14 protein-coding genes are annotated in these 12452 nt (G+C 40.7%); all 14 read left to right on the top strand.

Annotation, left to right across the window (positions count from 1 at the left end; all coding sequences use genetic code 11):
* Positions 1 to 27: 27 nt before the first annotated feature.
* The 14 genes from LG52_RS18500 to eat all read left to right on the top strand — a co-directional run bounded on the left by LG52_RS18500 (position 28) and on the right by eat (position 12451).
* Positions 28 to 429 carry a BMC domain-containing protein gene (locus LG52_RS18500; protein WP_075261691.1) on the top strand — a complete coding sequence of 134 codons (402 nt, stop codon included), beginning with the start codon at positions 28 to 30 and terminating at the stop codon, positions 427 to 429.
* Positions 413 to 1924, top strand: a complete 1512-nt coding sequence (locus LG52_RS08205; RefSeq protein ID WP_075261692.1) for an acetaldehyde dehydrogenase (acetylating) — start codon at positions 413 to 415, stop codon at positions 1922 to 1924. Before LG52_RS18500 ends, LG52_RS08205 begins: the two co-directional genes overlap by 17 nt.
* A 30-nt stretch (positions 1925 to 1954) precedes the next feature.
* Entirely contained in the window at positions 1955 to 2242 is a 288-nt protein-coding gene (locus LG52_RS08200; protein ID WP_017435945.1) for a BMC domain-containing protein, read from the top strand.
* 11 nt (positions 2243 to 2253) lie between these two features.
* A complete protein-coding gene (gene pduL, locus LG52_RS08195) occupies positions 2254 to 3033 on the top strand; it encodes a phosphate propanoyltransferase (RefSeq protein ID WP_044731557.1) in 780 nt (259 codons plus the stop codon).
* A gap of 280 nt (positions 3034 to 3313) precedes the next feature.
* Positions 3314 to 4108: a hypothetical protein gene (locus LG52_RS08190; RefSeq protein ID WP_082055786.1), complete on the top strand. Its 795-nt coding sequence runs from the start codon at positions 3314 to 3316 to the stop codon at positions 4106 to 4108.
* 11 nt (positions 4109 to 4119) lie between these two features.
* Complete coding sequence (locus LG52_RS08185; protein ID WP_044731556.1) at positions 4120 to 4389, top strand: EutN/CcmL family microcompartment protein; 270 nt, start codon at positions 4120 to 4122, stop codon at positions 4387 to 4389.
* An 11-nt stretch (positions 4390 to 4400) separates the two neighbouring features.
* Positions 4401 to 4739 carry an ethanolamine utilization microcompartment protein EutS gene (gene eutS, locus LG52_RS08180; RefSeq protein ID WP_044731555.1) on the top strand — a complete coding sequence of 113 codons (339 nt, stop codon included), beginning with the start codon at positions 4401 to 4403 and terminating at the stop codon, positions 4737 to 4739.
* The gene (locus LG52_RS08175) at positions 4736 to 5182 is read left to right on the top strand and encodes a EutP/PduV family microcompartment system protein (protein ID WP_044731554.1); all 447 of its coding nucleotides are present in this window, start codon (positions 4736 to 4738) and stop codon (positions 5180 to 5182) included. Before eutS ends, LG52_RS08175 begins: the two co-directional genes overlap by 4 nt.
* 88 nt (positions 5183 to 5270) lie before the next feature.
* Positions 5271 to 6695, top strand: a complete 1425-nt coding sequence (locus LG52_RS08170; RefSeq protein ID WP_052523783.1) for a sensor histidine kinase — start codon at positions 5271 to 5273, stop codon at positions 6693 to 6695.
* Positions 6692 to 7282, top strand: coding sequence for an ANTAR domain-containing response regulator (locus LG52_RS08165; protein WP_044731552.1), 591 nt, complete (start codon positions 6692 to 6694; stop codon positions 7280 to 7282). Before LG52_RS08170 ends, LG52_RS08165 begins: the two co-directional genes overlap by 4 nt.
* A 27-nt stretch (positions 7283 to 7309) precedes the next feature.
* Entirely contained in the window at positions 7310 to 8767 is a 1458-nt protein-coding gene (locus tag LG52_RS08160; protein WP_044733158.1) for an ethanolamine ammonia-lyase reactivating factor EutA, read from the top strand.
* 13 nt (positions 8768 to 8780) lie between these two features.
* The gene (locus tag LG52_RS08155) at positions 8781 to 10142 is read left to right on the top strand and encodes an ethanolamine ammonia-lyase subunit EutB (RefSeq protein WP_044731551.1); all 1362 of its coding nucleotides are present in this window, start codon (positions 8781 to 8783) and stop codon (positions 10140 to 10142) included.
* A 27-nt stretch (positions 10143 to 10169) separates the two neighbouring features.
* Positions 10170 to 11027, top strand: coding sequence for an ethanolamine ammonia-lyase subunit EutC (gene eutC, locus LG52_RS08150; protein WP_044731550.1), 858 nt, complete (start codon positions 10170 to 10172; stop codon positions 11025 to 11027).
* Between the two features lie 26 nt (positions 11028 to 11053).
* Complete coding sequence (gene eat / locus LG52_RS08145; RefSeq protein ID WP_044731549.1) at positions 11054 to 12451, top strand: ethanolamine permease; 1398 nt, start codon at positions 11054 to 11056, stop codon at positions 12449 to 12451.
* Position 12452: the final 1 nt, after the last annotated feature.

The following is a 12452-nucleotide window of genomic DNA, read 5'->3' as shown; positions in this document are numbered from 1 at the left end:
AAAAAGGGATGATGACGGGGCATGACGATGAAAAATTATGCACTTGGTATGATTGAAACAATAGGATTGACTTCGTTAATTGCAGCGGCTGATGAAGCTGCCAAAGTAGCTGATATCCAGGTAATTACATATCATAAACCCGATGCAGGAATTGTGACAGTTTATTTTATTGGAGATGTAGCATCTGTGAGGGAAGCTGTTTCAGCAGGAGTAGAGAAGGCCAAACAGATTGGAGAGTATCGCACCTCTCATGTCATTCCACGCCCTAGTAGTGATGTGATTAATGAACTGGTTAATAAAGAGAGAAAAAAGAGAGAACCAAGGAAAAAAAGTCGAGCTAGAGATAGTAAAAGTATTGATGTAGCGCGATCAGCCAATATGTATACTGCTCAGGGAGGTGAGACGCTCAATGATGATGGCAGACTTTGATTTATTATCGGTCCAAGAAGCAAGGAATCTTCTCTATAAAGCTAGGGAAGCACAGAAAAAATTGACAGAATCGTCTCAGGAACAGATTGATCGAATTGTGGAACGTATGGCTTTAGAAGCAGAAAAACAGGCGGGTTTTTTAGCCCGAATGGCCACGGAAGAAACTGGATTCGGTAATGAAACAGATAAAACGATAAAAAATATTTTTGCAGCGAAAGAAGTATATGCGGCTATTAAAGATATGAAAACCGTTGGAATTATAGGTACTGATGAAAATAAACAAGTTTGGGAAATAGCGGAGCCAGTCGGTGTTATCGCTGGAGTCGTTCCTTCAACCAATCCGACGTCTACCATCATCTTTAAATCTCTTATTGCGGTAAAAGCACGAAATGCAATTGTTTTCAGTCCTCATCCTTCAGCGCTGAAGTGTTCATTAGAAGCTGCGAAGATCATGGCAAAAGCTGCACAAGAAGCTGGAGCACCAGAAAATATTATTCAGTGTATGGAATATCCATCTTTGCCGGGAACGAGAGAACTAATGTCACATAAATTAACAGATGTAATTCTTGCAACTGGTGGGCCCGGAATGGTGAAGGCGGCTTACAGTTCTGGGAAGCCTGCCTACGGAGTGGGGCCAGGAAATGTTCCTGTGTATGTCCATACAAGCGCTGATTTGGATCAGGCGGCACGGCATATCATTGAAAGCAAATCGTTTGATTACGGCACCATTTGTGCTTCAGAACAGGCGGTTGTCGTAGAAAGAGAGATAAAACAAGCTTTTATCGATAAACTCAAAAAATACGGTGCGTATCTATTGTCGGAAACGGAAAAAGAGAGAGTAGAATCTGTCATACTCACAGGAGGAACTTTAAATCCAAAAATTGTTGGAAAATCACCTCAAGCAATCGGTAAGATGGTAGGTTTATCTTTTCCTCCAGATGTAAAAGTTTTAGTTGGAGAAGAAAAAGAAATTGGAAAAGACATTCCTTTTGCGATTGAAAAACTCTCCCCTATCTTAGCTTTGTATACAGTAGATGGCTGGAAGGAAGGATGCGATGTCTGTATTAGATTATTAGAAACAGGAGGATTAGGACATACATTAGGAATTCATTGTCAAGATCATGCAATAATCAAGGCGTTTGCTTTAAAGCAGCCAGCTTCAAGAATTGTGGTGAACTCTGGAACAACATTTGGAGGGATAGGAGCAACAACAGGAATTTTCCCGTCTTTAACACTCGGGTGTGGCTCTTATGGAAACAATATTACATCTGATAACATCGGACCACGGCACTTGATAAATATAAAACGAGTAACATTTGGCATAAAGGAAATGATGAGCAATACTACCAAGAGTGGAACTTTGCAGCCAGCAAAAACAGCAGATGTTTTTGAAACGGAAAAGAACATTTTCGTAGATCAAGGCGGAAATTTAACAGTCAGCAGAGAAGAGATTACAGAGATTGTCAAGAGAATACTATCGGAAATGAAAATTTAACATTATAAATTTTGGGGGAGGTTATTCAACATGGCGAGAGAATATTCAGCGCTTGGGATGATTGAAACCAAAGGATTAGTTGGAGCCATTGAAGCAGCAGATGCAATGGTAAAGGCTGCAGATGTAAAGTTGATTGGAAAAGTGCAAGTGGGTGGCGGATTGGTAACAGTATTAGTAAGAGGAGATGTTGGTGCGGTAAAGGCAGCAACAGACGCAGGTGCTGCAGCGGCAGAAAAGGTTGGAGAATTGATCTCTGTTCATGTGATTCCGCGTCCTCATGCAGATATTGAACTTCTTCTTCCAAAAGCGGGAGAGTAGGTTAGAAGTCAATGGCTGTCATTACGGAAACGTATTTAAGATTGGAAATGCTAAAAGGAACGTTATCAAATCCTTATCTTATTTCGCATCAACATCGATTAACGCCCGCTGCCCAGGACTTTTTGCGTGATCATGGAATCAAAATTGAGGTAATGAGCAACAGCTCCATTCAAGCTATCGTGAAAACAAAGGAATGGAGGATTCCAGTAGGGGTTTCGAATCGACATGTTCATCTCTCTCGTGATGAGGTGGAAGTCTTATTTGGAAAAGGATACGAATTAACTCCATACCGTTTACTCTCACAACCGGGACAATTTGCTGCACAGGAAACAGTGACCCTTGTTGGTCCGAAAGGTGTTCTGTCGGGAGTGAGGATCTTAGGGCCTGCCCGAGAACTGACACAAGTAGAGATTTCGCGCACTGATGGATTTACTCTTGGAATCCACCCACCCGTTCGGCTGTCTGGTTCGATTGAAGGGACACCTGGTATTACACTTGTTGGAAAAGCCGGTTCGATCACGATTTCACAAGGTGTCATTGTTGCAAAAAATCATGTCCATATGTCTCCAAACGATGCAAAGGAGTTCAATGTGAAAGACGGTGATCGACTCATTGTTCAAGCCATATCAGATCGATCGATTATTTTTCCAGAAGTCGTTGTTCGAGTAAATGAGAGATTTACCCTTGATTTCCATATTGATACCGATGAAGCAAATGCAGCGAACTTAAAGACAGGTGATTTTGTCAAAGTAATTGGGAAGAATGGGGAGCCTTTTCGCGCAAATGCTTAGAAGGCCGGTGAAAAACGGATGACGCGTGCAATTGGCAGCTTTCATCTGAAAAGGAAAGTCGGTTTGGAAAGGTTTATCTAATTGAAAAATAATTAGGACTGGCAGCCTTTTTGACTAAATCACCGGCCTTTTAGAAAGCCGATGAAAAACAGACATTTCCCTTCCATCGGTTGTTTTAGTGCAAAAAGAATTAAGGCGCCCATGCCGTTTTTTCAATTTAGGAAACCGCATGATTAGGCCCCATTGCCCGTTAAATCACCAGTCTTTTAGAGGTGATGAAATGGATCATAATATGAATGTAGAGTTGAAGGAATTGATTGAAACGATTGTGCGTGATCTTTTGGAAAAAGCGAACAGTGCCCAAAAGACGCGCAAGAAGGTGCTATTTATTTTTTGTGATAGCTCAGCTCACGAATCATTTGTAGATCAGTTCATCATGCTTGATAATAAAGAAATAAGTTATGATGTTGTGTTCTTGGATGGGGAGACGTCCGCATGGCTTGGTCTTCAGCAAATTGAGTCGACAGGGTCCACGAAGGTGATTGCGGCGGACGAATGGGCTCCTGCTCCTTTGGAACTTCCGAAAGAATATGAGGTAGTAGCGATTCCAGAAATTGATTTGGATGATGCAGCGAGGATCGTACTTGGTCTAAAAGGCTCTGTTAAAGCGGAAATTGTGTTTTCTGCATTAACTTTGGGAAAGCCGGTCATCATCGGTGAAGATGTTCCGGGAATTAAGCGTGCTGATCGAAGAACATTAAAAAAATTATGTTTGCCACCCGCTTACCAAAAACTTTTCATGCAATATAAGGAAGATTTAAAAAACATGGGAGTGATCCTTACAAAACAAGAACGAATATATGAAGCCATTTTAGAAACGTTAAGTGGGTCTCCAACACCTTCATCAGAGAAAGAGGGCAAAAGAAAAAGATTTGAAGGGATCGTAGTCACAGCAGACTGGGTGCATGATTATTTGGAGGAAAATGATTCACTGATCGTCAATAAGAAAGTATTGATTACGCCGCAAGCAAAAGACCTATTAAATGAAAAGAGGATTGAGGTCAAATTTGTATAGGAGTGATCCTCTTGTTTCTTGGAAAAGTGGTGGGGAGTATCTGGGCTACGCAAAAAGAGGTCGGCATGGAACATTTAAAACTTTTGTTAGTTCAGCCCATTCACGCCGATGGAACAGATGCAGGCCCACAAGTGATATGTGCTGATCGCATAGGGGCGGGACAAGGTGAAACGGTCATTATTTCAAGGGGAAGCTCTGCTCGAATATTAATCAGCAAGGACTCCCCTGTTGATGCAGTTGTTGTCGGGATTGTCGATTGTTTTGAATACGGCAGATCATAAGGAGAGATGGAATGGAGAAAAAAGAACGCATTATTCAAGAATTTGTGCCTGGAAAACAGTTGAATTTGGCTCATATTATTGCTCATCCTAATGAATCATTATATACGCGTCTAGGCATCACTGAACCTGGAGCTATTGGGATTTTAACTGTTACGCCAACAGAAACCGCCATTATTGCGGCTGATATTGCCACAAAATCGGCTCATGTAGAGATTGGTTATCTCGATCGGTTTACAGGCTCAGTCGTGATTGTTGGAGATCTTTCTGATGTTGAGACAGCGATCCGACATATCAATGAGTTTTTTGTTAACACTTTAAAATTTTCTACTGCGGAGATTACTAGGTCATGAGCAAAGGGAAAGTGCTTATTATTGGGCCAGTAGGATCTGGAAAGTCTACGCTGACGAAAGGACTTCTTGGCAAGGAAGATGTTCCTGTCAAGAAGACACAATCGTTGGAATATGCAAACTGGATTATCGACTCCCCTGGTGAATATAGTCAAAATCCAATGTATTATCGAACATTAATAGCGACAGCGTTGGAGGCAAAAGTTTTATTGATTGTTCAAGATGCTACACGAAAGGATTGTGCTTTACCCCCAAATTTTGCATCTGGATTTCCTCTTAATCCTATTGGTGTCGTAACAAAAATCGATCATCCTAACGCAGATATCGAGACAGCCATCCGACTTTTACGAATCGCACTACCTGCAGGAGACATTTATTTGACTTCTTCTGTTACGTTTGTGGGAATAAAAGAATTAAGAGAGCGAATTTTGTCGCATCTTTCGTAAATATTGTCTAAAACGTTTTGTTTACCAATTATGCGAAAAATGAAAAAATATAGACATGAAAATAAAAAAGAAGGGGAGTTGTAGAAAGTTGCTGCTCGAGGTATCTGCGTTAGCTTCTTTTTTAAGGAAAGAGGATGTCAAGATTATAGAAGAGCTGTCGAAGTATTTGCAGTTGTTTTCTGATTTATCACAAGCAGATGTGTTTATTGATTGCTTGCTGCCAGGGGGGGAAGAAGCAATCGTTGTCGCTGAAGCTCATCCAATAACAGGGAAATCACTCTATAGCGACCCCGTGGTTGGCAAAATTGCTTATAAGGAGAACGAGCCTGGGGTATTCTTTTGCTTCAAAACCGGTAGACCGGTTATCGGATCAAGAGGGGTTTCTCAGGAGAATGTAAACATGCAGCAAAATGTCATGCCCATCGTAAACGAATTTGGAAAAGTAATAGGTGTATTAATCATGGAGCAAGACATTACGGAAAAAATACAACAGGAGAAAAATGTAGAGTTGTTAATGGAAGCAACAGAGCAATTAAGCGAAACTCTTTATCATATCGCGATGTCTGAAGTTGCGATTCCAGACTTGATGCATGAAGGATTGTTATTATTTGACCATGATTATCAAATTACGTTTGCCAATGATCGAGCAAAAGAGATGTTTGAAGTCAACGGACATTTATTAATCGGTGCCAACGTAGATTCATTACCTTTTGGTTCCATGATCAAAAAAGAACTGGCTAAGCAAAGCGGAATGTTTTCCTATGAATTCCAATTGGAAAGGCATTTTCTTCAATTAAAGGCTGTTTCCATTCAACGAAACAATCGAACAGTAGGAGGGGTGCTTCTTTTGCAGGATTTATCAGAATTAAAAGAAAAAGAAAAGCAATTAATGATTAAATCAGCTGTTATTAGGGAAATTCACCATCGTGTTAAAAACAATTTGCAAACGATCTCTAGTTTGTTGCGATTGCAAATGAGGAGAGTAGATTCCAAAGAAATTGAAAAAGTTTTTCTAGAAATCATCAATCGAATTACGAGCATCTCCATTATTCATGAGGTTCTTTCATTGGAAGGAACAGATGTGATTGAATGCAAGGAAGTGATTGAATTGGTATCAAATGCCATTATTTCATCTATGAAACAATCGGATCAAAAGATTACCATTCAAGTGGAAGGATGTTCTCTTTACTTACCTTCACAAAAAGCTAGTTCTTTAGCGCTTGTGATGAATGAATTAGTACAAAACGCCATTAACCATGCGTTTATCGATCTTGATAAGGGAGTTATTCATATTAAGCTAGAAAAACAAAATCAAATCGTGACTATTGCGGTAACAGATGACGGTGTAGGGATCGATCTTGAAAAAGTACAGCAAAAAGGGCGGTTAGGGCTTCAAATATGTCAAACCCTCATTTCCGAAGATCTAGGAGGGATTTTAGAATTTGAACATAATCACCCTGGGACAAAAGTGATCGTTACTTTTCCGCTTCCCAAGGAGGGGCTGGTGACATGAACACATTGAAACTTCTTATTGTGGATGATGATCCAATCACTCGCATGGATATCAAGGAAATGCTCATACAAGCGGGATATGAGGTGGTGGGGGAAGGGAGAAATGGAGAGGAGGCTGTTGATTTAGCATATCGATTCAAACCGGATATTGTGATCATGGATATCAAAATGCCAAAAATGGATGGAATCAAAGCTGCTAGAATCATCAGGAATTTTAGCTTCTGTGCAGTTATTTTACTAACAGCATATAGTCAACGTGAACTTGTAAATGATGCAAAAGAGGCAGGAGTAATCGGCTATTTAGTAAAACCAGTTTCAGAAGAAGGTTTAATTCCGGCCATTGAGATTGCCAAAAGCCAACAGGAGCAGTTCCACTTGTTAGAAAGAGATATCCGACTATTGAAAAAGTCAATAGAAGAGCGAAAAATAGTCGAAAAGGCAAAAGGCAAGCTAATGAAACGATTCTCTTGTTCGGAAGAAGAAGCATATGAGTGGATGAGAAAAAAGAGCATGGAACACCGTATTTCCATGTTTAAGTTGGCGGAAAAAATTCTCGAAAAATATGAAAGTTCGATGGCGAGCAAATAGCTAATTATTTCATGAGGGGTAATGATGGTGGAAGACCAGACAATCATTAGTGTGGGGATTGATATTGGAACAAGCACGACGAAATTTGTTGTAAGTCACCTGAAATACGCAAAAGTATCGAACCCTTTTTCGTTGCCTCGTTTTGAAATTGTGGAAAGAAATATTGTGTATGAGAGTCCGATGTACTCAACACCGCTAAAAGGAAAACGGGATGAAATTGATTTGGAAACCCTTGTAGGATGGCTTGAAGACCAATATCAAAAAGCAGGGGTAGATATCCGTAATGTAAAATCTGGAGCTGTTATTATAACGGGAGAAACGGCAACGAAAAAAAATGCAGAGAGCATCTTGCATTATTTGGCTGAAAAATCGGGGGATTTTGTCGTTGCCATAGCTGGCGCCAGTTTGGAAGCACTGCTTGCAGGCAAAGGATCAGGTGCTTTTTCGAGATCGAAAGAAATAAAAGGAACGATTGCTAACATTGATATAGGGGGAGGAACAGCGAATGTTGTTCTTTTTCAGAGAGGAAGAGCATTAGGGACGATTACCTATCATGTTGGTGGGAGACTAATCGAATTAAGTCATAACGGAGAAATTACCTTTATATCTCCATCTATTCAGCCTTGGTTAGACGCCCAAAATTTCTCTTTGTATCCAAACCAAAAAATTAGTTTTACAGAAATCCAGCAAGTTGTCCAACAAATGTGCAACGATATGTTCGATTCATTAACTGGTCAGCAACCCATTCGATCAGATGATTCACTCATTCATAGTACGAGCTTTCAGGTGATTCCACCTATCCATGAAGTGATGGTTTCGGGAGGGATCGGTCAGTTGCTTGAGGAAGAAGCACCTAAAACAATTGATGATACAGCTATCTATGGAGATGTTGGTCCGCTTCTTGCTCATGAAGTAGTAAAAGCTATTGAAAAACGTTCATTAAAGTTGATCAAGGCAACGCAAACATCTCGTGCAACTGTAATCGGAGCGGGAATGCAAAGCACGGAAATTAGCGGTGCTACTATACATGTTGCTTCATCGCGTCTCCCTATTCGTAATTTACCCATTATGATGGTTGAGCTAGATCATCATCAGATAAACAATACAGATTATGTATATAAGCAAATCAAACAGGCCTTGGTGGATTGGAAGCCATACATCCAAGAAAATGAAGAACTTCCTTTTGCGATTTGTATGAAGGGGATTTCTCATTGTTCTTATTCTGTATTAAAAGAGATAGCGAAGATATTATTTTCGCTTTATGAAAAGCATTTTCCCACCCATTCGATTATGGTTGTTGTTTGTGAAGACGATATTGCAAAAGCGCTCGGACAATTGCTAGTACTTCAATCGAAAAATAAAGTGGATATTATTTCAATTGATCAAGTTATAGTTGAACAAGGTGATTACATTGACATAGGGGAAACCATCAATCAAAGTATGGTTCCTGTAGTAGTCAAAACATTAGCTTTTACGAAGAGTTAGGAGGTGATTCTATTTGAAAACAACGATCACTCTATTGGGAAAAACGTATCAGTTTGAAAGTTTAAAGGAAATTATGGCAAAAGCAAATGAAGAAAAATCCGGCGACCAGCTGGCAGGCATTCATGCCCAAGATGCGCAAGAACGCATTGCAGCGAGGCATGTTTTATCAGACCTAACTCTTGCTGATATTCGAAACAACCCTCTTTTGCCACCCGAGAAAGATGAGGTGTCGCGTGTCATCGAGGAAGGAGTGAATGAAAAAATTTATGCATCCATTCGAAATTGGACAATCGCGGAACTGCGGGAGTACCTTCTGTCCCCGAACGTCACGAACAATGAAATCTCTCATATCCGTAGAGGATTAACAAGTGAAATGATCGCTGCTGTAACAAAGATTATGACCAACCTAGATTTGATACAAGCTGCATCAAAAATTACGGTAGAAACGCGTTGCAACACAACAATCGGCCAGAAGGGGAGATTGGCTGGAAGAGCGCAGCCCAATCACCCGAATGATCATTTGCAAGGAATCAAGGCATCCATTTTTGAAGCTTTGAGTTATGGTGTCGGAGATGCCGTTATTGGCATTAATCCTGTCATTGATACAGCAGATAGTGTAAAAGCTATCTTAAATATGACAAAAGAGTTGATGGAAAAATGGAATATTCCTACACAAAACTGTGTTTTAGCGCATGTCACGACCCAGATGAGAGCAATCAAACAAGGAGGAACAGCAGACTTATTGTTCCAAAGCTTGGCCGGTACAGAACTGGGAAACAAAGCATTTGGCATTAGTGTGGAATTGCTCGATGAAGCCAATGAATTAATCTTAAAAGAAGGGACGGCTGCTGGTCCAAATGTATGGTATTTCGAAACAGGACAGGGATCAGAACTATCAGCAGATGCCCACCATGGTATAGATCAATTAACGTTGGAAGCTAGGTGCTATGGGCTGGCGAAACGATATAACCCGTTTATGGTCAATACGGTAGTGGGCTTTATTGGACCGGAGTATTTATACAACAGTAAGCAAGTGATTCGCGCGGGACTTGAGGATCACTTTATGGGGAAACTTCATGGTTTGCCGATGGGAGTAGATGTTTGTTACACCAATCATATGAAAGCAGACCAAAATGATATGGAAAACTTATCCGTTCTACTCGTTGCAGCAGGTGTGAACTTTTTGATTGGGGTGGCGATGGCGGATGACTGTATGCTCAATTATCAATCTCTTAGCTTTCATGATATTGCTACATTAAGGGAACTGCTCCATATGCGGCCCGCTCCGGAGTTCGAGCGATGGTTAGAAAAAATGGGGATTATGGAGAACGGAAAGTTAACATCAATGGCCGGTGATCCCACTTTATTTTTATAAAGTTCTGAAGGCGGGTGATCTGCGAAAATGAATCAGGTGGATATTCAACAAATTGTTGAGAAAGTGATGGCGGAATTGGAGACTAGAGTATCTCGACAATTAAAAGAAAATATTGATGAAAAAGAATGTGAAAAAAAGTTTCATTATACGACGTTTGATTGGTTAACCTCCGTTCCAAATCCGAAATTTCCTGAAGGAATTGACGAATTGAGAAAAGTCACGCCCGCGCGTATAGGGGTATGGAGAACAGGCACACGCCCGTTGACGAAAACGATTTTAAAATTACAACTTGACCATGCCGCTGCCGTTGACGCTGTGAGTGGAGAAGTTCTTGATAGTTTGCTTGAAGAATTTGGTTTATTTACGGTCGAGACTTGTTATGAAAACAAAGAAGTTTATTTAAAGAGACCAGACAAAGGACGCGTTCTTACGGAAGAAGCAGTCAAAACCATTCAAGAAAAATGTATGAAAAAACCTCAAGTACAAATTGTTGTTTCTGATGGATTAAGTGCAAGTGCGATTGAGGCTAATCTTCGAGATATTTACCCAGCACTGTTGGATTCATTAGAGGTAAACGGATTAACACAAGGAACTCCCTTTTTTGTCAAAGGTGGAAGAGTGGCATGTATGGATCATATCGGTGAAATTTTGCAGCCAGAAGTACTTGTTCTTTTGATTGGAGAGAGGCCGGGCCTTGTTTCTGCCAATTCCATGAGCGCATATATGTGCTATAGACCGCGAAAAGGGACAGTAGAGTCAGACAGGACTGTGGTTTCCAATATTCATTCAGGAGGTACACCTCCCGTTGAAGCCGGTGCCTATATTGGTACGGTTTTAAGAAAAATGATTGAGCAAAAAGCCAGCGGGGTGCGTCTAGAGCTATAGTAATCATTTGAAGGGGGAAGAATAGCATGGCCAACAATCCGAATAACCATTTGCATAAAGAGTTAAAACCCATTCATTTATGGGGGATTGCAGTCGGGATGGTGATTTCAGGACAGTATTTCGGGTGGAATTACGGATTTGAGCAAGGTGGAACGATAGGATTGGCGATTGCTGCGATTATTGTGACAGTTTTTTATACAACCTTTATATTTAGTTATTCAGAGCTTTCTACATCGATTCCTCACGCGGGAGGACCATCGGCCTATGCAAGAAAAGCAATGGGCCCTTATATGGGGTTTATGACAGGGTTAGCATGTTTGCTCGAATTTGTTTTTGCTCCGCCCGCCATTGCCGTCTCGACCGGAGCCTATATTCATTTTTTATTTCCCAGCATTAACGCTGTATATGCAACAGTAGTTGTTTTTTTATTCTTTATTTTCATTAATCTTATAGGAGTAAAAGGGGCCGCGATCATTGAACTGGTAGCTACGGTTTTAGCCTTGATTGGTTTAGGTGTTTACTATGTTGCTGGGCTGCCCCATGTGAACGGCTCAGCCATATTTAGCGACATGTCAGCTTTTAAAGGCTGGGAAGGAATATTTGCCTCTATTCCTTTTGCCATTTGGTTTTTCCTTGCTATTGAGGGGGGAGCGATGGCAGCGGAAGAGGTGCGTAATCCGAAAAAGGATATACCAAAAGGATTTATTTCGGGGATCTTGACATTAGCAGTTGCCACCATTCTTACGTTGCTTGTAACAGCCGGGCTTGGTGGAGGAGAAGGAAAACCTGCTGATTATCCTCTTCCTCAAGCTCTAGCCAGTGTTTATGGAGAAAAGCATATTTTGCCTAAAACAGTCGCAATCATTGGTTTGTTTGGATTGATTGCAAGCTTGCATGGCATCATTATCGGTTACTCCAGACAAACGTTTGCATTGGCTAGGGCAGGGTACCTCCCCAGATTTTTAGCTAATTTATCGAAAAGAGGAGTTCCGCATTGGGGATTAATTGTCCCTGGCATCATAGGAGTGGCTAGTGCCGGTTCTGCCAGCTTTGCCAATGCATTGATCATTTTATCTGTATTTGGTGCGATTACGATGTATTGTTTGAGTCTCATATCGCTCTTTGTATTAAGAAAAAAGGAACCGCATATGGAGCGACCGTTCAAGGTGAGTTACCCAGTTGTTCCAGGAATTGCACTCTTTTTAGGGATTGTTTCGTTCTTTTGTGTACTGAAGTATAGTGTGTTAACGACTAATCTTTCGTTGTTCAGGATTGAAATCCCATTAATTGCTATTATTTTGTTTGTATTTGGTTTAGGCAGCGTTTATTACTTTTTAGTAGGATCCAAGAAAATTCGCCCGATATCTGAAGAGTTTGTGTCGATCGAAGATGTCACTTCTAGCCAGAAAAATGTCTCGTTGTAAT

Source organism: Geobacillus kaustophilus (assembly GCF_000948285.1).
Taxonomy (GTDB): domain Bacteria; phylum Bacillota; class Bacilli; order Bacillales; family Anoxybacillaceae; genus Geobacillus; species Geobacillus thermoleovorans_A.
This window is presented reverse-complemented; position numbering and strand designations above follow the sequence as displayed.

Excerpts from the sequence above, each read along its gene's own strand:
- LG52_RS18500 (WP_075261691.1), top strand. The coding sequence starts at position 28 with ATGAAAAATTATGCACTTGGTATGATTGAAACAATAGGATTGACTTCG.
- LG52_RS08205 (WP_075261692.1), top strand. The coding sequence starts at position 413 with ATGATGGCAGACTTTGATTTATTATCGGTCCAAGAAGCAAGGAATCTT.
- LG52_RS08200 (WP_017435945.1), top strand. The coding sequence starts at position 1,955 with ATGGCGAGAGAATATTCAGCGCTTGGGATGATTGAAACCAAAGGATTA.
- pduL (WP_044731557.1), top strand. The coding sequence starts at position 2,254 with ATGGCTGTCATTACGGAAACGTATTTAAGATTGGAAATGCTAAAAGGA.
- LG52_RS08190 (WP_082055786.1), top strand. The coding sequence starts at position 3,314 with ATGGATCATAATATGAATGTAGAGTTGAAGGAATTGATTGAAACGATT.
- eutS (WP_044731555.1), top strand. The coding sequence starts at position 4,401 with ATGGAGAAAAAAGAACGCATTATTCAAGAATTTGTGCCTGGAAAACAG.
- LG52_RS08175 (WP_044731554.1), top strand. The coding sequence starts at position 4,736 with ATGAGCAAAGGGAAAGTGCTTATTATTGGGCCAGTAGGATCTGGAAAG.
- LG52_RS08165 (WP_044731552.1), top strand. The coding sequence starts at position 6,692 with ATGAACACATTGAAACTTCTTATTGTGGATGATGATCCAATCACTCGC.
- eutC (WP_044731550.1), top strand. The coding sequence starts at position 10,170 with ATGAATCAGGTGGATATTCAACAAATTGTTGAGAAAGTGATGGCGGAA.
- eat (WP_044731549.1), top strand. The coding sequence starts at position 11,054 with ATGGCCAACAATCCGAATAACCATTTGCATAAAGAGTTAAAACCCATT.